The 22,565-nt window shown below is 71.9% G+C and carries 20 protein-coding genes and 1 tRNA gene; 16 read left to right on the forward strand and 5 right to left on the reverse strand.

The window, feature by feature from the left end:
* Window positions 1–22 precede the first annotated feature (22 nt).
* Window positions 23–862, forward strand: coding sequence for a 16S rRNA (cytidine(1402)-2'-O)-methyltransferase (rsmI, locus tag ACQPWW_RS04200; protein ID WP_433134129.1), 840 nt, complete (start codon window positions 23–25; stop codon window positions 860–862).
* A gap of 42 nt (window positions 863–904) precedes the next feature.
* On the opposite strand, the gene ACQPWW_RS04205 is transcribed toward rsmI, so the two are convergent.
* A complete protein-coding gene (locus ACQPWW_RS04205) occupies window positions 905–2,035 on the reverse strand; it encodes a hypothetical protein (RefSeq protein ID WP_433129309.1) in 1,131 nt (376 codons plus the stop codon).
* Between the two features lie 148 nt (window positions 2,036–2,183).
* Between ACQPWW_RS04205 and metG the strand changes: the two genes are divergently transcribed.
* Window positions 2,184–3,986, forward strand: coding sequence for a methionine--tRNA ligase (metG, locus tag ACQPWW_RS04210; protein WP_433129311.1), 1,803 nt, complete (start codon window positions 2,184–2,186; stop codon window positions 3,984–3,986).
* Between the two features lie 46 nt (window positions 3,987–4,032).
* Here the strand turns inward: metG and ACQPWW_RS04215 are convergent, their stop codons facing one another.
* Window positions 4,033–5,280, reverse strand: a complete 1,248-nt coding sequence (locus ACQPWW_RS04215; protein ID WP_433129313.1) for a hypothetical protein — start codon at window positions 5,278–5,280, stop codon at window positions 4,033–4,035.
* A gap of 155 nt (window positions 5,281–5,435) precedes the next feature.
* Between ACQPWW_RS04215 and ACQPWW_RS04220 the strand changes: the two genes are divergently transcribed.
* From ACQPWW_RS04220 to ACQPWW_RS04245, 6 genes are all read left to right on the forward strand, one after another.
* Entirely contained in the window at window positions 5,436–6,335 is a 900-nt protein-coding gene (locus tag ACQPWW_RS04220) for a TatD family hydrolase (protein ID WP_433134131.1), read from the forward strand.
* 46 nt (window positions 6,336–6,381) lie between these two features.
* Window positions 6,382–7,251, forward strand: a complete 870-nt coding sequence (gene rsmA, locus ACQPWW_RS04225) for a 16S rRNA (adenine(1518)-N(6)/adenine(1519)-N(6))-dimethyltransferase RsmA (RefSeq protein ID WP_433129315.1) — start codon at window positions 6,382–6,384, stop codon at window positions 7,249–7,251.
* A 130-nt stretch (window positions 7,252–7,381) separates the two neighbouring features.
* Complete coding sequence (locus ACQPWW_RS04230) at window positions 7,382–8,332, forward strand: 4-(cytidine 5'-diphospho)-2-C-methyl-D-erythritol kinase (protein ID WP_433129317.1); 951 nt, start codon at window positions 7,382–7,384, stop codon at window positions 8,330–8,332.
* A gap of 120 nt (window positions 8,333–8,452) precedes the next feature.
* Window positions 8,453–10,258 (forward strand): ABC-F family ATP-binding cassette domain-containing protein, encoded by a 1,806-nt coding sequence (locus ACQPWW_RS04235; protein ID WP_433129319.1) that lies wholly within the window; start codon window positions 8,453–8,455, stop codon window positions 10,256–10,258.
* A 101-nt stretch (window positions 10,259–10,359) separates the two neighbouring features.
* Window positions 10,360–10,815 (forward strand): DUF4383 domain-containing protein, encoded by a 456-nt coding sequence (locus tag ACQPWW_RS04240; RefSeq protein WP_433129321.1) that lies wholly within the window; start codon window positions 10,360–10,362, stop codon window positions 10,813–10,815.
* Between the two features lie 274 nt (window positions 10,816–11,089).
* Window positions 11,090–11,566, forward strand: a complete 477-nt coding sequence (locus ACQPWW_RS04245; RefSeq protein ID WP_433129323.1) for a DUF4383 domain-containing protein — start codon at window positions 11,090–11,092, stop codon at window positions 11,564–11,566.
* 7 nt (window positions 11,567–11,573) lie between these two features.
* Here ACQPWW_RS04245 and ACQPWW_RS04250 read toward each other — a convergent pair whose 3' ends face one another.
* Window positions 11,574–12,269 carry a TetR family transcriptional regulator gene (locus ACQPWW_RS04250; protein ID WP_433129325.1) on the reverse strand — a complete coding sequence of 232 codons (696 nt, stop codon included), beginning with the start codon at window positions 12,267–12,269 and terminating at the stop codon, window positions 11,574–11,576.
* A 220-nt stretch (window positions 12,270–12,489) separates the two neighbouring features.
* The gene (locus tag ACQPWW_RS04255; protein ID WP_433129327.1) at window positions 12,490–13,455 is read right to left on the reverse strand and encodes an acyl-CoA desaturase; all 966 of its coding nucleotides are present in this window, start codon (window positions 13,453–13,455) and stop codon (window positions 12,490–12,492) included.
* A 313-nt stretch (window positions 13,456–13,768) separates the two neighbouring features.
* On the opposite strand from ACQPWW_RS04255, the gene ACQPWW_RS04260 reads away from it, so the two are divergent.
* From ACQPWW_RS04260 to ACQPWW_RS04295, 8 genes are all read left to right on the forward strand, one after another.
* A tRNA-Gln gene (locus ACQPWW_RS04260) sits at window positions 13,769–13,840 on the forward strand.
* A gap of 167 nt (window positions 13,841–14,007) precedes the next feature.
* Complete coding sequence (gene glmU, locus ACQPWW_RS04265) at window positions 14,008–15,483, forward strand: bifunctional UDP-N-acetylglucosamine diphosphorylase/glucosamine-1-phosphate N-acetyltransferase GlmU (protein ID WP_433134134.1); 1,476 nt, start codon at window positions 14,008–14,010, stop codon at window positions 15,481–15,483.
* 58 nt (window positions 15,484–15,541) lie between these two features.
* The gene (locus ACQPWW_RS04270) at window positions 15,542–16,522 is read left to right on the forward strand and encodes a ribose-phosphate diphosphokinase (RefSeq protein WP_030329105.1); all 981 of its coding nucleotides are present in this window, start codon (window positions 15,542–15,544) and stop codon (window positions 16,520–16,522) included.
* Between the two features lie 338 nt (window positions 16,523–16,860).
* A complete protein-coding gene (locus ACQPWW_RS04275) occupies window positions 16,861–17,550 on the forward strand; it encodes a 50S ribosomal protein L25/general stress protein Ctc (RefSeq protein WP_433129329.1) in 690 nt (229 codons plus the stop codon).
* Window positions 17,551–17,644: 94 nt separating this feature from the next.
* Window positions 17,645–18,238, forward strand: coding sequence for an aminoacyl-tRNA hydrolase (gene pth / locus ACQPWW_RS04280; RefSeq protein ID WP_433129331.1), 594 nt, complete (start codon window positions 17,645–17,647; stop codon window positions 18,236–18,238).
* A 135-nt stretch (window positions 18,239–18,373) separates the two neighbouring features.
* Window positions 18,374–19,204: an inositol monophosphatase family protein gene (locus ACQPWW_RS04285; protein WP_355031936.1), complete on the forward strand. Its 831-nt coding sequence runs from the start codon at window positions 18,374–18,376 to the stop codon at window positions 19,202–19,204.
* 75 nt (window positions 19,205–19,279) lie between these two features.
* Window positions 19,280–20,191 (forward strand): sulfate adenylyltransferase subunit CysD, encoded by a 912-nt coding sequence (gene cysD, locus ACQPWW_RS04290; protein WP_357241383.1) that lies wholly within the window; start codon window positions 19,280–19,282, stop codon window positions 20,189–20,191.
* Entirely contained in the window at window positions 20,191–21,486 is a 1,296-nt protein-coding gene (locus tag ACQPWW_RS04295; protein ID WP_433129334.1) for a sulfate adenylyltransferase subunit 1, read from the forward strand. Before cysD ends, ACQPWW_RS04295 begins: the two co-directional genes overlap by 1 nt.
* A gap of 42 nt (window positions 21,487–21,528) precedes the next feature.
* Here the strand turns inward: ACQPWW_RS04295 and ACQPWW_RS04300 are convergent, their stop codons facing one another.
* A complete protein-coding gene (locus tag ACQPWW_RS04300; protein ID WP_433129336.1) occupies window positions 21,529–22,491 on the reverse strand; it encodes an alpha/beta hydrolase family protein in 963 nt (320 codons plus the stop codon).
* Window positions 22,492–22,565 lie beyond the last annotated feature (74 nt).

Genomic DNA, 22,565 nt, shown 5'->3' on the forward strand with positions numbered 1-22,565 from the left:
AGGAGACGAATTCGTGGGTGAAATGTCCGAAGTTGGGCGCCTGATCCTGCTCGGTGCCCCACTCGGCAACCCCGCCGACGCCTCGGCCCGATTTCGGGAGGTGTTGATCAGCGCCGACGTGGTCGCGGCCGAGGACACCCGCCGGCTCACCCGGCTGGCCCGCGATCTCGACCTCACCGTCGGCGGTCGCATCGTCTCCTACTTCGAGGGCAACGAGGAGCGGCGTACGCCCGAGCTGGTCGAGGTCATCCTCGGCGGATACGTGGTCGCCCTGGTCACCGACGGGGGGATGCCGAGCGTCTCCGACCCCGGCTACCGGCTGGTCCGGGCCGCGTTGGACGTCGGGGCGCCGGTCACCGTCGCTCCCGGGCCGAGCGCCGTCACCACCGCGCTGGCGGTGTCCGGCCTGCCCTGCGACCGGTTCTGCTTCGAGGGCTTCCTACCCCGCACCCCCGGTGCCCGCCGAACCCGGCTGCGTGCCCTCGCCGCCGAGGAGCGCACGCTCGTCTTCTTCGAAGCCCCGCACCGGATCGGCGCGGCGCTCACCGACCTGGCCGACACGTTCGGCGCGGATCGGCCGGCGGCGCTCTGTCGCGAGCTCACCAAGACCTACGAGGAGGTGGTCCGCCGTCCCCTTGGCGAGTTGGCCCGGTGGGCCACCGAGGGAGACCCGCGCGGTGAGATCACCCTGGTGGTGGCCGGGGCCCCGGTGACCGCCGCGGAGCGGCCCGACGACGACACCCTGCGCGCGGCGGTCGCCGAGCGGGAGGCCGGCGGCCGCTCCCGTCGCGACGCCATCACCGACGTCGCCACCGAGTACGCGCTGCGCCGCCGGGACGTCTACACGATCGTGCACAGCTGACCGAGACTCCCGGCCGGGCTGGGCGCGCACCGGGCGGCGGGTTCACCAGGCGGCGGCCAGGAAGCCGACGGTGATCAACACCGGGCCGGTGACGGCGACCGCCATGGCCCAGCGGCGGTGCCGGCGGCCGGGCAGCCGGGCCGACCCGGTCCACCGCACGATGCCGGCGGTGCAGCCCAGCACCACAAGCAGGCCGGGCAGCCAGCGCAGGTGCCGGACCACTCCGGTGTCCGCGTACGCGGTGCCACCGTCCCGGCCGGTCATCCGCGCCGGTAGCGGTGTGCCTGTCGCGTCCGCTCCGGCGGGTACGCCGCTGACCCGTACGCCGTGCGCGACGAACTGCCCGTCCTGCGCCGTGAAGATGCCCCGGCACCGCTGGGTGAGCCCGCCGCCGGTGCACTCGGCGATCACCACAGTGCCCGTGCGGGCGTGCCCGACCGCCAGCCAGAACGGGCCGGCGCTGACCCAGGCGAAGAAGGCCGTGACAAGGGACAGCGCCACCAGCGCGGCGAGCCCGGGCAGTGGATCCGGCGGTGGGACACGCCGGCCCGGCGTGCGACGCCGCGCCGGGCGTGAGCCGCGGTCGCGCTCCGGCGACAGGTCCTCCCGGACCGGCGTGCCGTCCCAGTGCACCTGCTCGATCGGCGCCCAGAAGACGGCGTCGTCGTCCGGTTGGTCACCGTCGGGCCGGCGGCCCCGCTGCCGGCCGCTCTGCTGCCGGACGGGCACCCGGCTCGGCACCGCGTCCACCGGCGCCCCGGTGGTCGGCTCCACCTCGACGGCCTCCGCCCCGACCGGCGGGACCGGCGGGCCAGGTCGGGCTGGGCTGGGTACGGGTGCCGCCGGGGTGGGACGGACCGGGGTGGGCGTCGGCGCGGCCGGCGTGGGCCGGGCCGGGGTGGCGGCGAGGTTCGTGGGCTCCTCGCGCCTCGGCGCTGCCGCCCGTCCGGACGGCGTGGGCTGTTGTTCCGCCGGCCGGTCGGCGGCCGGGCCCACCCGTGGGGCAGGGCTCGGTCGCGGTGCGGAAGTCGGGTCGACGCCGGGCACCGGCCGGGGCTGGGGCGCGACCCCCGCGCCACGGGGCGCGGCCGGTTCGGGGTCGCCGCCGACCGTCGGGCCGGTGGGAGGGTCCTCGTGGTCCCGCGCCGCTCGTCTGCCAGTCACGAGGTTCATTGCACACCGGCCGGGAGGGCGTACCGGGCAGTTGAGCCGCGTGTCGGCGACAAATCGGACCATTGGGCGGGGTGGTCGGTCCGTCCGCCGGCCCGGCACCCCCCATTGGTTCGCGGTCGCCCCGTACGGGTCACTAGGCTTGCTGCTCATGAGTCACGTTCTCGCGGCAGTGGCCTGGCCGTACGCCAACGGCCCCCGCCACATCGGCCACGTCTCCGGTTTCGGCGTTCCCTCCGACGTCTTCGCCCGGTACATGCGGATGGCCGGCCACGACGTGCTCATGGTCTCCGGCACGGACGAGCACGGCACCCCGATCCAGGTGCAGGCCGACGCCGACGGGGTGACCCCGCGCGAGCTGGCCGACCGGTACAACAGGGTGATCGTCGAGGACCTGCACGGCCTCGGCCTCTCCTACGACCTGTTCACCCGCACCACCACCCGCAACCACTACGCGGTGGTGCAGGAGCTGTTCGAGGGGATGTACCGCAACGGCTACATCGTGCCGAAGACCACGATGGGCGCGATCTCGCCGTCGACCGGGCGCACCCTGCCCGACCGCTACATCGAGGGCACCTGCCCGATCTGCGGCTACGACAGCGCGCGCGGCGACCAGTGCGACAACTGCGGCAACCAGCTCGACCCGATCGACCTGATCGACCCGAAGTCGCGGATCAACGGGGAAACCCCGAAGTTCGTCGAGACCGAGCACTTCTTCCTGGACCTGCCGGCCCTGGCCGAGGTGCTGCGGCAGTGGCTGGACACCCGGGACGGGTGGCGGCCCAACGTGCTGCGCTTCTCCCGCAACCTGCTCGACGACCTCCAGCCCCGGGCGATCACCCGGGACCTGGAGTGGGGCGTGCCGATCCCGCTGGACGGCTGGCGGGACCGGCCCGACAAGCGGATCTACGTCTGGTTCGACGCGGTGATCGGCTACCTGTCCGCCTCCATCGAGTGGGCCCGCCGCTCCGGCGACCCGGAGGCGTGGCGGAAGTGGTGGTCGACCGACGGGGAGGGCAAGGACTCCCGCTCCTACTACTTCATGGGCAAGGACAACATCGTCTTCCACTCGGTGATCTGGCCGGCGCTGCTCTCCGGATACTCCGGCGAGGGCTCCCGCGACGGTGAGCCGGGCCAGCTGGGCCGGCTCAACCTGCCCACCGAGGTGGTCTCCAGCGAGTACCTGACCATGGAGGGGCGCAAGTTCTCCTCGTCCCGCAAGGTGGTCATCTACGTTCGCGACTTCCTGGAGCGCTACGACGCCGACGCGCTGCGGTACTTCATCGCCGCCGCCGGCCCGGAGAGCAACGACACCGACTTCACCTGGGCCGAGTTCCTCCGCCGCAACAACGACGAGCTGGTCGCCGGCTGGGGCAACCTGGTCAACCGGTCGGTCTCGATGGCGGCGAAGAACTTCGGGATGATCCCGCCGGTCGACCCGGCCGGGCTCACCGAGGCCGACGAGGCGCTGCTCGCTACGGCCCGCGCCGGCTTCACCACGGTCGGCGACCTGATCGGCCGGCACCGGCAGAAGCAGGCCATCGGCGAGGCCATGAAGGTGGTCGCCGAGGCCAACAGGTACCTCTCCGAGCAGGCGCCCTGGAAGCTCAAGGCCGAGGCGGACAAGCCCCGGATGGGCACCATCCTGCACGTCGCCCTCCAGGTGATCAGCGACGCCAACACGCTGCTCACCCCGTTCCTGCCGCACTCCGCCCAGCAGGTGCACGAGCTGCTCGGCGGCACCGGCGTGCACGCGCCGATGCCCGTCATCGAGCAGGTCGACGACCTGGACGGCGGTCCGGCGTACCCGGTGCTGACCGGGGACTACACAGTCGGCGCGCGCTGGGAGTCGGTGTCGTTGGAGGCGGGCCGGCCGCTGGCCGCGCCGAAGCCGGTGTTCCGCAAGCTCGACCCGTCGATCGTCGACGAGGAGTTGGCCCGGCTGGCCGACTGAGACGCACGACGCCCCGGGCGGCAGGGCATCCTGCCGCCCGGGGCCGTCACATCGCGTACCGGGTGTCCATCACCTGGTCGTCGGTCACCTCGGCGCCCGGCGCCCAGGCCTCGTAGACCCCCCGTTCGTGGCACTGCGCGCCGGTGGCGACCACCGCGTCCGGGTTCGGGTAGCGCAGCCGCACCCGCAACCAACCGGCCTCCTCCCGCAGCACCAGGCACGGCACGCCCCGCCACGTGGCGAACCGGACCCGGCGGGCCACCGCGCTCACCGGGTAGCGGGCCGCCCGGGTCTTCGCCAGCACCCGGAACCCGCCGGGCAGGTCGGCCACCGCCTCGTACTCGGTGTCGCCGTACCAACCGACAAGTTGGGTGGAGCGCGGCGCGTCGGCGTTCGGCACGTACTCCTGGTCCGGGGAGAGGCCCGGCACCGCAGCCAGCAGGTGCCGCCACTGCGGGCCCACCATCCGCAGCCAACCGCGCTGCTCGGCCTGGAAGGTGTAGAGCACCACCTCCACCCCCTCCGCCGGATAGGCGATCAGGGCGGCGTTCGCCGGCATCGGCAGGTCGGCGAAGTCGCGGGTGATGAACTCCGGGATGAGCTGAGCGTTGCTCGGCACGAAGCCCGTGCCCAGCACCGGCGCGCCGAGCCGGTCCCGGGCGCCCAGCGCGGTCAGGCCGCGGTGGGCCTCACCCACCGGCACGTCGTAGTCGCCCGGGTCGGACGCCCGCCAGCGCAACGCGTACGCCACCTCCGGACCGTCCCTGCCGACCTCCCCGTCGGCACGCAGCACCGTCGTCGTCGCCGGCGTACGCAGGTGCGCCACGTCATGCTCGCGGTAGCAGAAGCCGTGCGGCAACCAGCCCCGGACGTACCCGGCGAGCTGTCGGGCGGAGAGCATCTTCACCATCCGGGTGCCCCGCCGGACCACCGCCGACGCGCGGGCCGCGACCAGCGTCGGGTCCCCCGCCGCGGCCGGCTGCTGGCTGAGCTGGTGCAGGTACGCCCAACCCCGCTCGCGGTGCGCGGGCATCATCAGCGGCGTCTCCGGCTCGTCGGCCGGCTCCGTGCCGCCGTGCACCGCTGTCACCTCGGTGACGTGCACGAACCGGTGCCACGGCAGGGCGCTGCCCGGTCGGGGTGCCCACTCGAAGCCGGCCACCTCGTCGGCGCTGAACAGCTCGTACGCGGCGCCGCGGGAGATCTCCTCGGCCGGGTAGACGCCTCCGCCGAAAGCCACGTGCAGCCCGGCGCGCTCTCCGGCCGCGCCACTCGCCTGGGGTGTGACGCTCACGCTGCCGCCTCGCTCCGCTCGGCAGCGGCGCGAGGCGCCACGCTGCTGTGGCTCCTTGTTCGCTCGCTGCGCTCGCTCACCCGGCGACGGTAGAGTCGCGCGGCGTAGTCGGGGTGAACGTCGGGTGGCGGACAGATGGACAGGCCCGGTGTGTGATGCTGTCGCTGATGAGCGAGCCCACTGAATCCCGTCGAGAGCGTGCCGCCCGGCGGGCCGGAGAGTTTCCGCCCGCCCCCGAGCCGCTGCCCCGGCCGGTGCTGGACAGCCACACCCACCTGGACATCACGGTCAGCGAAGCCGGTGTGCCCGGCGGCGGACCGGCCGACGACCCGGTTGCCGTCGCTGTCGCGTTGGCCGCCACTGTCGGCGTGGACCGGCTGGTCCAGGTGGGGGTCGACGTCACCTCCTCGCGGTGGGGCGCGGACACCGCCGACCGGTATCCGGCCGTGCTGGCCACCGTGGCGCTGCACCCCAACGAGGCGCCCCGCCTGCCCGACCTCGACGAGGCGCTGCGGGAGATCGAGGCCCTCGCCGCCCGGGACCGGGTGCGGGGGATCGGCGAGACCGGCATGGACTTCTTCCGGACCGGCGACGAGGGGCGTGCCGCGCAGGAGGCCAGCTTCCGGGCGCACATCGCCATCGCCAAGCGGTACGACAAGGCCCTGGTCATCCACGACCGGGACGCCCACGCCGACGTGTTGCGGATCCTCGACGACGAGGGTGCTCCGGACACGGTGGTGCTGCACTGCTTCTCCGGTGACGCCGAGTTCGCCAGCGAGTGCGTCCGCCGCGGCTACCTGCTCAGCTTCGCCGGCACCGTCACCTTCGGCAGCGCCACAGCGCTGCGCGAGGCCGCCGCGCTCACCCCGGTGGACCAGTTGCTCGTGGAGACCGACGCCCCGTACCTCACTCCGACGCCGCACCGGGGCCGGCCGAACGCCTCGTACCTGATCCCGCTCACCGTCCGCGCGCTCGCCGCGACCACCGGCAGCGACCTGGACGAGCTGTGCGCGGCCATCTCCGCCACCGGCGACCGGGCCTTCGGTCCGTGGTGAGCCCGGCCCGACGGCCGGCTCCGACGCCGCCGCTACGCTGCCTGCCATGACCGGTCTCCTCGGCCCGGCGGAGATCCGGGAACTCGCCGCCCGGCTGGGCGTCGCGCCCACCAAGAAGCTGGGCCAGAACTTCGTGCACGACCCGAACACCGTCCGCCGGATCGTCACCGCCGCCGGGCTGACCCCCGACGACGTGGCCCTGGAGGTCGGCCCCGGGCTCGGTTCGCTGACCCTGGGGCTGCTGCCGGTCGCCGGGCACGTGCACGCCGTGGAGATCGACCCGGTGCTCGCCGGGGCGCTGCCGGAGACCGTCGCCCGGCACGCCGGCGCGGACGCCGGCCGGCTCACCGTGCACCGCGCCGACGCGCTGCGCGTCGACGCCGCCGAGCTGGCCGACCCACCGCCGACCGCGCTGGTGGCGAACCTGCCCTACAACGTGGCAGTGCCGGTGGTGCTGCACCTGCTCGCGGTGCTGCCCACCCTGCGGCACGGTCTGGTGATGGTGCAGAAGGAGGTCGCCGACCGGCTGGTCGCCGGCCCCGGCTCCAAGGTGTACGGCATCCCGTCGGTCAAGCTCGCCTGGTACGCCCAGGCCCGGGGCGCCGGGCGGGTGCCCCCGAACGTGTTCTGGCCGGTGCCCAACGTCGACTCCGGTCTGGTCGCCTTCAGCTGCCACGAACCACCCCGGACCGACGTACCCCGGGAGCAGGTCTTCGCCGTTGTCGACGCGGCGTTCGCGCAGCGCCGCAAGACGCTGCGCGCCGCCCTGGCCGGGTGGGCCGGCGGCCCGGACCGGGCCGCCGCCGCCCTCACCGCGGCCGGCGTCGACCCCGGCGCCCGGGGGGAGTCCCTGACCGTCGAGCAGTTCGCCGCCATCGCCGCGTCGGCTCCGGCCGGTACGCGGGCCGCGAAGTAGGCTGACGCCGTGCCTGCCGAGGAGGTGTACGAGTGACCGCGCAGCCGATCGAGCTTGCCGACGACTCTGCCGAGGAGCTGATCGTGGCCAAGCCGTTCGACATCCGCCTGCACGTGCGGGACGTCACCCCGTGACCGAGGCCTGGCGACCGGACGGCGAGGACGAGCGGCGGGGGGCCATCGGGCCGGTGCGGGTCCGGGTGCCCGCGAAGGTCAATCTGCACCTCGGGGTGGGTCCGCTGCGCCGCGACGGCTACCACGAGCTGAACACCGTCTACCACGCCATCTCGATCTACGACGAGTTGACGGCCCGCCGGGGCGACACGCTCGCCCTGACCATGGAGGGTGAGGGCACCGGCGAGCTGGCGCTTGACGACAGCAACCTGGTGATCCGTGCCGCGCACGCTCTCGCCGGGTACGCGGGGGTGCTGCCGCACGCCCGACTGCACCTGCGCAAGCAGATCCCGCTCGCCGGTGGGCTGGCCGGTGGCAGCGCCGACGCGGCCGCCGCCCTGGTGGCCTGCGACGCGCTCTGGGGCACCGGGCTGTCCCGCGACGAGCTGGCCGGGATCGCCGCCGACCTGGGCTCCGACGTGCCGTTCCTGATCTACGGCGGCACCGCGCTGGGCACCGGCCGGGGCGAGGCGATCAGCCCGGTGCTGGTCCGCCCCACCTCCTGGCACTGGGTGGTGGCGATCGCCGACGTCGGCCTGTCCACCCCGGCCGCGTACCGGGAGTTGGATCGGCTGCGCGACGCCGGCGCCGCCGGTGCCCCGTTGGGCAGCACCGACGGGCTGCTTGGCGCGTTGCGTCAGCGCGACCCCCGGGTGCTGGCCCGGACGCTCGGCAACGACCTCCAAGACGCCGCGCTGGCCATGCGCCCGGCGCTCGCCGACACGCTCAAGGCGGGTGAGTCGGCCGGCGCGCTCACCGGCATCGTCTCCGGTTCCGGGCCGACCTGTGTGTTCCTCGCCGCCGACGCGGCCGACGCGGAGCGGATCGCCGCCGAGCTGACCGCCGCCGGCGTGTGCCGGGAGGCGCGGGTCGCGCACGGTCCGGTCGCCGGCGCCCGCGTCGGCTGACGGCGCGTCCCGGCGGGCCCGCGGGCGCGCGGCGCGGGCAGCGAGGGCGTCCGCGTACCCTTGGGTCAGGCGTCCAGGTGCCCGCCGGCACCCGGACGCCTTGATCATGAAGGGTGGAACGTGGCGAACATCGTCAATCTGGACCGGGTGTCCAAGGGGTACGGCGCGGCAGGGCGACTCCTCACGGACGTCTCGCTCGGCCTGGACGACGCCGACCGGATCGGCGTGGTCGGCCTCAACGGCGCCGGCAAGTCCACCCTGCTGCGGCTTCTCACCAAGCAGGAGGACCCCGACGACGGCCGGGTGACCCACCGCCGTGATCTCCGCGTGCTGTGGCTGCCGCAGCAGCTCACGCTCGCCCCCGACGCCACCGTCCGGGACGTCGTGCTCGGCACCGCCTGGCTGACCGAGGGCATGGGCGCCGAGCACGAGTGGGCCGGCGACGCCGGGGTGCGGGGCATCCTCGACGGCCTCGGCATGCCGCACCTCGGCCTCGACCAGCCGGTCGGCCCGATGTCCGGTGGCGAACGGCGACGGGTGGCGCTCGCCGCGCTGCTCGTTCGCGACTCCGACCTGCTCATCCTCGACGAGCCCACCAACCATCTCGACGTCGGCGGCGTCGACTGGCTGGCCCGGCACCTGGTGGGACGCAAGGGCTCCCTGGTGGTGGTCACCCACGACCGGTGGTTCCTGGACGCGGTCTGCACCAACACCTGGGAGGTCGCCGACCAGACCGTCCGCGCCTACGAGGGCGGTTTCGCCGCCTGGACCCTCGCCCGCGTCGAGCGCGAACGCGTCGCCGCCGCGACCGAGGCCCGCCGGCAGAACCTGCTCCGCAAGGAGATCGCCTGGCTGCGCCGTGGGCCGCCGGCCCGGACCTCCAAGCCCCAGTTCCGCATCGACGCCGCGAACGCGCTGATCGCCGACGTGCCGCCGGCGCGCGACACCATGTCCCTCCAGCGCATGGCCGTCTCCCGGCTCGGCAAGCAGGTGTACGAGCTGGAGAACGTCGAGCTGCACGCCGGCCCGAAGGAGATCCTGCGCGACGTCACCTGGCTGGTCGGCCCGGGTGACCGGATCGCCATCCTCGGCGCCAACGGCGCCGGCAAGACCACGCTGCTGCGGATGCTCGCCGGCATCACCCGCCCCGACGGTGGTCGCCTCGGCACCGGCTCCACGGTGCGGCCCGCGTTCCTGTCGCAGGAGCTCACCGAGCTGCCCGGGCACCTGCGGGTGCTCGAAGCAGTCGAGGAGGTCGCCCGTCGGGTGCAGCTCGGCGACCGGGAGGTCTCCGCCGCACAGCTCGCCGAGGTGTTCGGCTTCGACGACCGGCGGCTCTGGACCCCGGTCAGTGACCTCTCCGGAGGGGAACGCCGCCGGTTGCAGATGCTGCGGTTGCTCGCCGGCGAACCCAACGTGCTGCTCTTCGACGAGCCCACGAACGACCTGGACACCGACACCCTCGCCGCGCTGGAGGACCTGCTCGACTCGTGGCCCGGCACGATCATCGTGGCGAGCCACGACCGCTACCTCATCGAGCGGGTCACCGACACCGCGTACGGGATGTTCGGCGACGGCCGGCTGGTGCACCTGCCGGGCGGTGTCGACGAGTACCTCGCCCGGACCGCGGAGCGGGCCGGCTTCTCCCGGGCGGGCGTCACCTCCTCCTCCGCGCCCGCTGCTCCCTCGGGAGGCGGCATGTCTGCCGCCGAGGTCCGGCAGGCCCGCAAGGAGTTGACCCGACTGGAACGGCAGCTCGGCAAACTCGACCAGCGCGAGACCACCCTGCTCGACCAGCTCGCGGCGGACGCCACCGACTACGCCCGGGTCGCCGACCTGGACACTCAGCTCAAGGATCTGCGCGCCGAGCGGGAGCGGATCGAGGAGACGTGGATGACGCTCGCCGAGGAGCTTCCGGAGAGCTGACCGGGCCGGACGCACCGGTGCGGGGGCCGTGTGCGGCGTCACACCGCCACATGCGGGACAATCGTCGGCGACACCTACCCCACGGCGTTGGAGACTCAGACATGGCCCACACCCCCGTCAACCACCCCGCGCGGCCGATCTACCGGGCGATCGGCGGGCTGACCGGTCTGTACCTGGTGGTCTTCGGTGTGCTCGGCATCATCACGAGCACCGGCAACGAGATCCTCGCCCAGGACGACACCCGGGTCCTCGGTCAGGGCACCAACCTCGGCTTCTCGCTGCTCAGCGTGCTGCTCGGGATCGTCGTGCTGGTCGGCACCGCGCTCGGCCGCAACATCGACGTGGCGATCAACCAGTGGCTGGCGTACGCCCTGATGGTGATCAGCCTGGCCAGCCTCGCCTTCATCCGGACCGACGCCAACATCCTCAACTTCAGCATCGTCACCGTCGTCGTCGTGATGGCCGTCGCCCTGGTGCTGCTCATGGTCGGGATGTACGGCAAGGTCGGGTCGGAGGAGGAGGCGGAGGCGTTCCACAAGGCTCGGCTGGTTCTCTGATTTCTCTGGTTGCGGCAGTGGGTTTTCGCCGGAGCCCACTCTGGTTGCGGCCGTGGGTTTTCGCCGGAGCCCACTCTGGTTGCGGCGTGGGTTTTCGCCGGAGCCCGAGCTGCTCCGGGCGGTCAGGCTTGATCCCTGCGCAGCTCGGGCTCCGGCGAAAACCTGACCTGGTCCTGCCGTTCGGCGGACCATTCCGGCTTTGTGGTTCTTCGGACAGCGACGTCTACGTCGGGCGACAATCCTCCTGAAACGGTCGATTCAGGGGGTTGGCGCTATGCCGCACTTTCCGGTGAACCATCCGGCACGGCCGCTCTACCGGGTCCTGTCCGGTCTGATCGGCGTCTACATCCTGGTCTTCGGCGTCTGGGGCGTCGCCGAGACGATCGGCGACCCGCTGTTCGCCCGAAGCAGCACCTGGGCCCTCGGGCTGCGGACCAACCTGGCCTTCTCACTCGCCTCGGTGGTCTTCGGCATCGTCCTGATCATCGGCGCGTCCCGGCGCACCAACCTCGGCCACTACATGAACCTCACGGCCGGCGTGGTGTTCCTGGTGACCAGCATCCTGATGATGTCGGTGCTGCAGACCGAGGCGAACTTCCTCAACTTCTCGATGTCGACGGTGGTCGTGTCGATGCTGTTCGGCCTGATCCTGCTCGGCACCGGTCTGTACGACAAGGTCGGCCCACCGGAACACGCCGAGGCGGAGCTGGCGAACCGCAAACACCCGGTGGCCGAGGCGCACCGCCGCTGACGAACGGTCAGTGCCGCCGGGCGGTGATCAGTGTCGGCTTCGCCTCCAGGTGCGACAACCCGTTCCAGGCCAGGTTGACGAGGTGGGCCGCCACCGTCTCCTTGCGCGGCTTGCGCACCTCCAGCCACCAGCGGCCGGTCAGTGCCACCATGCCGACAAGCGCCTGCGAGTACAGCTCGGCAAGCTTCGGGTCGTACCCCCGGCTCTTGAACTCGGCGCCCAGGATGTGCTCGACCTGGTGCGCGACGTCGTTCATCACGCTGCTGAAGTTGGCAGTGCCGGACATCAGCGGCGACTCGCGGACCAGCACGCGGAAACCGCTTGTCTCCTCCTCGATGTAGGTAAGCAGGGCCAGCGCCGCCTGCTCCAGCAGCTCCCGCGGATGCCCGGCGGTCAAGGCCGTGGTGATCCGGTCCAGCAGGGCCCGGACCTCCCGGTCCACCACCACCGCGTAGAGCCCTTCCTTGCCACCGAAGTGCTCGTACACCACCGGTTTGGAGACCTTGGCGCGGGACGCCACCTCCTCGATGGAGGTGGCGTCGAAACCGCGCTCGGCGAAGAGCTGCCGACCGGTCGCGATCAACTGCTCGCGTCGCTGCGCCGCCGACATGCGGACCCGGGAGGTGGGTTTGGGTTTGGGCGCCGGCACCGACGGAGTGACCCGTCGGCCGCCGACACCGTCACCGTCAGTGACCTCAGGCATGTCGCCGCCTCGCTGGCGCTCGGTGACGCCCTGCCGTGGGATGGTGCCTCCGCTGTGCCCGTTCACGTCGTCGCCTCACTGGCCGGCGGTCCGACCGCCCTGCCGCCCGTCCGACCGTACCCGGATCGGGCCTGGCCCCCGTCTGCCGAGCCGTCCGGTCCCCCGCGTGGCTCGGTCATCCGGCCATCCTGCCAGGCGGCAACCCGGCGTACCGCCCGGTTTACCGGGGTGCGACGGGCTTCACCAGCTTGGCCGCGAGGCGCTCCGGATTTGGCCAGCGCACCTGTGTTGCCGCGCCGACCTTCTCGAACAACCAGATCACCCGGGCGGAGATGTCCACCTGGCCACGCAGCACGCCGTGCCGGGCGCTGGTGGGGTCGGCGTGGTGCAGGTTGTGCCAGCTCTCGCCGAAGGACAGGATCGCCAGCGGCCAGAAGTTCGACGCGCGGTCGCCCTGACGCATCGCGAACGGACGCTCGCCGTAGACGTGGCAGACCGAGTTGATCGCCCAGGTGACGTGGTGCAGCAGGCCGATCCGGACCAGGCCGGCCCAGAAGAACGCGGTGAGCGCGCCCTGCCAGGACCAGGTCGCCAGGCCGCCGATCAGCGCCGGGCCGAGCAGCGAGACGGCCACCAGCACCGGGAAGAGCCGGTCGACCCGGCTGATGTCACGGTCGGCGATGAGGTCCGGGGCGAAACGCTCCCGGTTGGACAGCTCCCGGCGGAACAACCAGCCCACGTGGGCGTGGAACAGACCCCGGGTCAACGCCCAGAAGCTGGTGCCGAAGCGCCAGGGGGAGTGCGGGTCGCCCTCGAGGTCGGAGAACGCGTGGTGCCGCCGGTGGTCGGCGACCCACTGGATGATCTCGCCCTGCACCGCCAGCGAACCGGCCACCGCCAGCGTCACGCGCAGCCAGCGCTTGGCCTTGAACGAGCCGTGCGTGAAGTAGCGGTGGAAGCCGACGGTGATGCCGAGCCCGGAGACGACGTACCAGACCAGGCCGATGACCACGTCGGTCCAGCCCAGCCAGCCGCCCCAGGCCACCGGCACGGCGACCAGCAGGGCGACGAAGGGGATCACCACGAAGGCCCAGAGGGCGGCCAGGATGCCGGGGGCCTGGCTGCCGTCGGTGAGTGGTTTGGGACCGCTGGCGGGCGGGTTGGGATCGAGCAGGGTGGTGGACATGAGACCTCGCAGGGGGACGGGAACGATCACGAAGCTACGCCTACGTCACCGTAACTTACGGCACCGTAGATCGCACGGGGAAGTTTCGAAGAGTTCTCGCAAGCATCATCAAAAATGCAGGTCAGGTGGCGTGCTGACGGGTCGGGTGGGCGGCTCGCCCAGCGTCCGGGAACGTCGGGTTGAGGGTCGCCGACCGGCCCGGCCGGCTCCGGGCCTTCGGCTGCGGAGGGATGAGCGATGGCGCCCGACAGCCGGGGCGCTAAGGTGTAGCGGCGGGGCATCCATCCCCCGCGCGACGTCCTCACGTCGCTGATCGGCCGTGGTGTAATTGGCAACACCCGGGTCTTTGGTACCCGTATTTCAGGTTCGAACCCTGGCGGCCGAGCTGCTCACCTACGTCCCTTTTGGGGCCGGGTGGGGGTAAGAGGGAAAGGTGCCGGGCCTCGCGGTTAGCATGGCCGCGGAAGTGTCCGCCGTCCCGACGGGAGCCACGTCGTGCCCCAGCCCCACCTTCGTACCGTCGTCGTGCTCGCCGCCGGTGAGGGCAAGCGGATGAAGTCGACACTGCCCAAGGTGCTGCACCCCCTGCTCGGTCGGACGCTGCTCGGTCACGTGCTGAGCGCCGCCGCGCCGCTGGCCGCGGACCGGACCGTCGTCGTGGTCGGGCACGGCGCCGACCAGGTTCGGGGACACCTGACCGAGGTCGCCCCGGACGCCACACCCGTGCTCCAGGCCGAACAGCTCGGCACCGGACACGCCGTGCGGATCGCGCTGGACGCCGTCCCGGACGGCGCCGGCACGGTTGTGGTGATCAACGGTGACGTGCCGCTGCTGCGTCCCGAGACCGTTGGCGCGCTGGTGACCGCGCACGAGGAGGCCGCCGCGGCGGCCACCGTGCTGGCCGCCGAGGTGCCCGACCCGACCGGGCTCGGGCGGATCGTCCGGGACGCCGACGGCCGGTTGGAGCAGATCGTCGAGGAGCGCGACGCCGACGCGACGCAGCGCGCGATCCGTGAGATCAACGCCGGCATCTACGCGTTCGACGCGGTACGGCTGCGGGAGGCGCTGAGCAAGCTCTCCACCGACAACGACCAGGGCGAGGAGTACCTGACCGATGTCTTCGGCCTGCTCCGCTCCACCGGTGAGCCGGTCGCGGTGCACCGGGCCGTCGACCACGTCGAGACGCTGGGCTGCAACGACCGGGTGGAGCTGGCGACGCTGCGCCGGCTGCTGCGCGACCGGGTCAACGAGGCGTGGATGCGTACCGGGGTGAGCCTGCTCGACCCGGTGACCACCTGGATCGACGTGACGGTGGCGCTGGACCGCGACGCGGTGGTCGACCAGAACACCCAGTTGCGCGGCGCGACGGTGGTCGGCGCGGGAGCGTCGGTCGGGCCGGACGTCACGCTGATCGACACGATCGTCGGCCCCGGCGCGTCGGTGGTCCGCAGCCATGCGGTCGGCGCGGAGGTCGGCGCGGGCGCGAGCGTCGGGCCGTACGCGTACCTGCGGCCCGCCGCGCGGCTCGCCGACAAGGCGAAGGTCGGCACGTTCGTCGAGGTGAAGAACTCCGAGATCGGCGCCGGCTCGAAGGTGCCGCACCTGACGTACGTGGGTGACGCGACGATCGGCGAGCAGACGAATATCGGCGCGGCGTCGGTCTTCGTCAACTACGACGGGGTCAACAAGCACCGCACGGTGATCGGCAGCCACGCCCGGACGGGCGCGGACAACATGTTCGTGGCGCCGGTCGAGGTGGGCGACGGCGCGTACACGGCGGCCGGCTCGGTGATCGTCGACGACGTGCCGGCGGGCGCGATGGGTGTCGCCCGGGCGCGTCAGCGCAACATCGAGGGCTGGGTGGTGAAGCGGCGCGCCGGTACGCCGGCGGCCGAGGCCGCACAGCGTGCCGGCGACGCGAAGGGTGCGTCGGAAGGGGCCGGCGCCGCAAGCGACAGTGAGGCAATGCACGGGGTGGCCGAGACGGTGGGCGGCACATCCGGCGCGGGAGATACTGCAACCGAATAGTCCCCGACCCACCACCACCGGGTCGGGTACCGCCGACAAAACGGGAGCAGACGGGCCCATGGGCAGCATCGTCGCCGAAAACCGCAAAAGCCTGATGCTCTTTTCCGGACGTGGCTTTCCGGAGTTGGCCAAGGAGATCGGTGAGGTGCTCGGCGTCGCGCCGACCCCGGCCGACGCGTACGAGTTCGCCAACGGCGAGATCTTCGTACGGTTCAAGGACTCGGTGCGTGGATCGGACGCCTTCGTGGTGCAGTCCGTCACGCACGGGGTGAACACCTGGGTCATGGAGACCCTGATCATGGTGGACGCGCTGAAGCGGGGGTCGGCCAAGCGGATCACCGTGGTGCTGCCGTTCTACCCGTACGCGCGGCAGGACAAGAAGCACCGCGGTCGGGAGCCGATCTCGGCCCGGCTGGTGGCGGACCTGTTGAAGACCGCCGGCGCCAACCGCATCCTCACCGTCGACCTGCACACCGCGCAGATCCAGGGCTTCTTCGACGGCCCGGTGGACCACCTCTTCGCCATGGACATCCTGGCCGAGTACGTGGAACACAAGTACGCGGGCCGGCCGATGACAGTGGTGGCACCGGATTCGGGCCGGGTGCGGGTGGCCGAGCGGTGGACCGACCGGCTGGGCGGTTGCCCGCTGGCGTTCATCCACAAGACCCGTGACCCGATGAAGCCGAACCAGGTAGTGGCGAACCGGGTGGTCGGCGAGGTGGAGGGCCGGGTCTGTCTGATCGTCGACGACATGATCGACACCGGTGGCACGATCGCCAAGGCCGCCGACATCCTCAAGGAGTCCGGGGCGGCGGAGATCGTGGTCGCCTCCACCCACGCGCTGCTGTCGGACCCGGCGACGGAGCGCCTGAAGAACAGCTCGATCAGCGAGATCGTGGTGACGAACACGTTGCCGCTGCCGCCGGAAAAGCAGTTGGACAAGCTGACGGTGCTGTCGATCGCGCCGCTGTTGGCGCGGGCGATCCGGGAGGTCTTCGACGACGGCTCGGTGACCACCCTCTTCGGCGGCCTGAGCTGAGCGAGGCGTGAGCCCCGTTTCCGCCAGTCGACACGCCGGTCGGCCGCCGGGCTGACAAACTGGGGAAACGGGGCTGGCGCGCTGGCGGGAACACTGTCGGCGCGCCGGCTTGGAGCCGTGTACGGGGACTGCCGGAAACCCTGGAAACAGCTCGGGTAGACTGGTGCGGTTGCCACGGCGAGGGTGCCCGGCGGGCCGCTGAAAAGCGCCGCACGGAGGCACCGTCATCGACGCGGTGCTCCGGGCAGTCGTTCATGACGCATGAGCCCCAGCGAGCCCCTCGCCCCAGCACCGCCAGACGACAAGCCGCCGCAGCGAAAAGCATCAGGAGTTTCCCCGTGTCCGAGGTAAAGATCAGCGCCGAGCCCCGCACCGAGTTCGGCAAGGGTGGTGCCCGCCGTACCCGCCGGGCCGGCAAGGTGCCCGCCGTGCTGTACGGCCACGGCGAGAAGCCCAAGCACATCGCGCTGCCGTCGCGGGAGTTCGCCGCGGCGATCCGTAAGGGCGGCGCCAACCAGCTCTTCGCGATCGACATCACCGACGGCACCCAGGTGCTGGCGCTGCCGAAGGCGATCCAGCGGGACCCGATCCGGGACACCTTCGAGCACGTCGACCTGATCCTGGTCCGCCGGGGCGAGAAGGTCACCGTCGAGGTGCCGGTGCAGCTGACCGGCGAGGCCGCCCGGGACACCCTGATCGTGCACGACCACGACACCCTCTCGGTGACCGCCGACGCCACAAAGGTTCCGGACCACCTCGAGGCGTCGATCGAGGGCCTGGAGGCGGGCAGCCAGGTGACCGCCGGCGACGTCAAGCTGCCGTCCGGCGTCGAGCTGGCCGCCGATTCGGAGCTGACCGTCGCATCGGTGACCGCCGCCCCCACCGCCGAGCAGCTCGAGGCGACGCTGCCCGAGGTCGAGGTGGCCACCGACGAGGCTGAGGCCGAGGTTGGCGAGACCACCGAGGGCTCCGAGGGCGCGGACACCGCCGAGGCTGGGGAGACCACCGAGGCGCGCACCGAGGCCTGATCGGTTCGTACTCTGCGACAGGCGCTCCCGGACGTTCGGGCGCGCCTGTCGGCGTATCGGGAGTCGGTGGGATGGACGTCGGGAGGGACGGGTCGTGACGGACGAGGCGGCGGGGCCGTGGCTGGTGGTCGGCCTGGGCAACCCGGGTCGGGAGTACGCCGGGAACCGGCACAACGTCGGGTTCATGGTGGCCGACCTGCTGGCCGGGCGGTTGGGTGCGCGCTTCGGCCGGCACAAGCGGGCGGTTGCCGAGGTGGCCGAGGCGCGGCTGGGATTCGGTGGGCCGAAGCTGGTGCTGGCGAAGCCACTGACGTACATGAACCTCTCCGGCGGGCCGGTGGCCTCCCTGGCCCAGTTCTACAAGGTGCCGACGGCGCAGGTGATCGCTGTGCACGACGAGTTGGACATCGACTTCGGTCAGGTGCGGATCAAGTTCGGCGGCGGCGAGGGCGGACACAACGGCCTGCGCTCGATGTCGAAGTCGTTGGGTACGAAGGACTACGCGCGGGTCCGGTTCGGCGTCGGCCGACCGCCGGGGCGGCAGGATCCGGCGGATTACGTGCTGTCGGATTTCGGCACGGCAGAGCGTAAGGAACTCGATTTCCTGGTCGACAGGGCTGCCGACGTGGTGGAGTCGGTGATCGTCAAGGGCGTGGAGCCGACGCAGAACCTCTACCACGGGGGCTGAGCCGGGCGGGGCGTACCGGATCGGAAACGGTTGGCCGGTAGTCTGCGCCTTTCGGCGTGCCGCGACCGGCGACGCGGGTCGCGGTGAATCGGTCCGTGCGGGCACGGGTCGCGGCGAGGCGACAGGAGCGGGCAGATGACCAGTCCTCCGATGATCGACGGCGCGTTCGCCCGATGGTTGGCGTCCCGGGCCGGGCAGGCGCTGCTCGACCTGCGCGCCGAGATGGGCTTCGCGGACACCGGCGCGCTGAAGTCGGCCGGGGACAAGGTGTCGCACGACCTGATCCGCACGGAGTTGGCGAAGTGGCGGCCGGGCGACGCGGTGCTCTCCGAGGAGGACGAGGGGTCGCGGCTGGCCTGGGCGGCGGAGGTGAACGCCGGGGCGGTGTCGCGGTTGACAGCGGACCGAGTGTGGATCATCGACCCGTTGGACGGCACCCGCGAGTTCTCCGAGGAGGGCCGCTCGGACTGGGCGGTGCACGTGGCGCTCTGGGCGCGCAGCGCGCCGAGCCCGCACGGGCTGGTCGCCGGGGCGGTGGGGCTGCCGGCGCAGCACCGGGTGCTGGGCACCGACTACCCGCCCGCGTACCCGCCGATGACGGTGGAGGCCGCGACGGCCGGTGAGCGGAAGATCCGGCTGGCCGCCAGCCGGAGCCGGCCGCCCGTCTTCCTGACCGACCTGGCCGAGGACGTCGGTGCGCATCTGGTGCCGATGGGCTCGGCCGGCGCGAAGATCGCCGCCGTGGTCACCGGCGAGGTGGACGCCTACATTCACGCCGGCGGGCAGTACGAGTGGGATTCGGCGGCCCCGGTGGCTGTGGCGACGGCCACCGGACTGCACGCTTCCCGGATCGATGGTTCTGCGCTGAAATACAACGAGGCGGATCCGCGCCTGCCGGACCTGCTGGTCTGTCGCAAGGATCTCGCCAGCCGGTTGCTTGCAGCGCTGCAAAGACATTCCGGGTAGCCTGAGCGCACTTTCTTGACATGTCCGACCGGAAAGGTCTGGAAATCGGATGAGCGAGCGAATCGAGCCGGTGTCATGACCACCCCCGCCGCCTACCGGGTCTCCCACCTGGACGCCCTGGAGGCGGAGAGCATCTTCGTGATGCGCGAGGTGGTCGCCGAGATGGAACGCCCGGTGCTGCTCTTCTCCGGCGGCAAGGATTCGATCGTGATGCTGCGGCTGGCGCAGAAGGCGTTCGCCCCGGCCAGCATCCCCTTCCCCGTCATGCACGTCGACACCGGGCACAACTTCCCCGAGGTCCTGGAATACCGCGACCAGCGGGTCGCCGAGCTGGGGTTGCAGCTCGTGGTGGCCAGCGTGCCGGAGGCCCTGGCCAGCGGCATGGTCCGGGAGTCCGGCGACGGGATGCGCAACCGGATCCAGACGCCGGTGTTGCTGGACGCGGTGGAGAAACACCGCTTCGACGCGCTGTTCGGCGGCGCCCGCCGCGACGAGGAGAAGGCGCGGGCCAAGGAGCGGGTGTTCAGCTTCCGCGACGAGTTCGGCCAGTGGGACCCGAAGAACCAGCGGCCGGAGCTGTGGTCGCTGTACAACGGTCGCCACCACCCCGGCGAGTCGATCCGGATCTTCCCGCTGTCCAACTGGACCGAGCTGGACGTCTGGCACTACATCGCCCGGGAACGCATCCCGCTGCCCTCGATCTACTACGCGCACGAGCGCGAGGTGATCGAGCGGGACGGCATGGTCTACGCGGTGAACGAGTTCTTCCGCCCCCGGGCGGGCGAGGAGCGGTTCAAGGCGCAGGTGCGCTACCGCACCGTTGGCGACGCCTCCTGCACCGCGGCGGTCCGCTCCGACGCGGACACCGTGGAGAAGGTCATCGAGGAGGTGGCAGCCACCCGGATCACCGAGCGCGGCGCCACCCGTGGTGACGACCGGGTCAGCGAGGCCGCCATGGAGGACCGCAAGCGGGAGGGCTACTTCTGATGAGCACCGAGATGATGGCCCCGGCCGCCGAGGCGCGGGCGATGGATCTGCTGCGGTTCGCCACCGCCGGCAGCGTGGACGACGGCAAGTCGACACTGATCGGCCGGCTGCTCTACGACACCAAGTCGCTCTTCACCGACCAGTTGGCCGCGGTGGAGGCGGTCAGCGCGGCCCGCGGTGACGAATACACCAACCTGGCGTTGCTCACCGACGGTCTGCGGGCCGAGCGGGAGCAGGGCATCACCATCGACGTGGCGTACCGGTACTTCGCCACCCCGCGCCGCAAGTTCATCATCGCCGACACCCCCGGGCACATCCAGTACACCCGCAACATGGTCACCGGGGCGTCCACCGCCGACCTGGCGTTGATCCTGGTGGACGCCCGCAAGGGCCTGGTCGAGCAGTCCCGCCGGCACGCGTTCCTGTGCTCGCTGCTGCGGGTGCCGCACCTGGTCCTCTGTGTCAACAAGATGGACCTGGTGGACTGGTCGCAGGAGGTCTACGAGCGGATCGCCGACGAGTTCACCGCGTTCGCCGCGAAGCTCGACGCACCGGACCTGACAGTGGTGCCGATCTCCGCGTTGCGCGGCGACAACATCGTCGCCCGCTCGGAGAACATGCCCTGGTACGAAGGCCCGTCGCTGCTGCACCACCTGGAGCGGGTGCACATCGCGAGCGACCGCAACCTGGTCGACGTCCGGTTCCCGGTGCAGTACGTGATCCGCCCGCAGTCCACCACCGTCACCGACTACCGCGGCTACGCCGGTCAGGTGGCCTCCGGGGTGCTCAAGCCGGGTGACGAGGTGATGGTGCTGCCGTCCGGCTTCACCAGTCGGATCTCCGCCGTGGAGACCGCCGACGGGCCGGTGCCGGAGGCGTTCCCGCCGATGTCGGTGACGGTACGGCTGGCTGACGAGATCGACATCTCCCGCGGTGACCTGATCTGCCGGCCGAACAACGCGCCGGCGGTGGCCCAGGACATCGAGGCGATGGTCTGCTGGATGGACGAGACGGCCCCGCTGCGGGTCGGCGGTCGGTACGCGATCAAGCACACCACCCGGTCGGCGCGGGCGATCGTGCGGGGGCTGCACTACCGGTTGGACATCAACTCGCTGCACCGCGACGAGTCGGCCGACGAGCTGCGGCTCAACGAGATCGGCCGGGTGCGGCTGCGCACGACGGTGCCGCTGCTCGCCGACGAGTACCGCCGCAACCGCACCACCGGAGGCTTCGTCATCATCGACGAGGCCACCAACCGCACTGTCGGCGCCGCCATGATCGTCGAAGCCGCCTGACCAGGCGCGGCCCGGCCGCCGCGGCTCGTGCGCCGCGGCGGCCTACTTCGACTCGACCCGTCCCGCCGGGCTGACCCCGCTCGTCAGCGCCTCGCACGCCGCCTGCCAGGCGTTGTCGCCGGGCTGGAGTTGGGTGCGCAGGAAGGCCGAGGTGAGGCGGCCGAGGGCGGCGACCCGGTCGGGGTTCTCGTCGGTGGTCTCACCGGCGTCGTACCCGGAGATGCCGCCGAGGAGGTGTTCGGCGCCCAGCAGGGTGAGCAGGGTCTTGGGTGCGGGGGCGAGGTGATACGGGTCGGCGTGCCAGTCGGGGCCGACGTCGGTGAAGTGCCGGGAGTCGTCCTGCTCGCCCGCGACGACAAGGGTGGGTGTGGTCATCGTGGAGAAGTCGGTGGTGTGGAAGAACGGCGTCCGGTCGGCCATCGGGCCGTTGAGGATGTCGCCGCCCCGGCCCGGCGCGGCCAGCAGCACACCGGCCCTGATCCGGCGCTCGGTCAGGTCCACCTCCGTCCCGCTGTCGGGGTCGACGCTGCGGGCGCCCAGCAGGAGGGCTGCGGTGTGACCGCCGAGGGAGTGCCCGGCGACCGCGATCCTGTCGTGGTCGATGCGCCCGGCGAGCTGCGGAACGCTCTGCTCGATCTCGTCGAGCCGGTCGAGGAGGTGGCTGATGTCCTCGGCGCGGGAGCGCCAGAAGAAGGGGGCGCCGGGGGCGCCGGCGAGCTGGCGGCTCAGGGTGCGGGAGCTGAGGTGGGTGGGCTGGATGACGACGAACCCGGCTGCCGCCCAGAGGTTGACGATGGGCGCGTACCCGTTCAGCGAGGAGAGGTTGTTGGAGCCGCCGTGGCCGTGGGAGAAGAGAAGGACGGGCAGGTCGGTCCCGGTGGCGGGAGCGGAGACCCGGGCCTGCAGGTCCACCGGCCGTCCGGGCACGGAGAGCACAACCGGGCTGTACGACAGGACGGGAGCGGGCGAGCCGACGGCGGGGACGGTGTGGGTGGATGTGGTCATGGTGCGGAGTTCCCTTCCGGAGCCCGCGTCGTCGCCGGTGGCGACCGGCGATAGCGGGCGGGTGGTGAGGCGTG

This window comes from Micromonospora sp. CA-240977, assembly GCF_050942285.1.
Lineage (GTDB): Bacteria > Actinomycetota > Actinomycetes > Mycobacteriales > Micromonosporaceae > Micromonospora.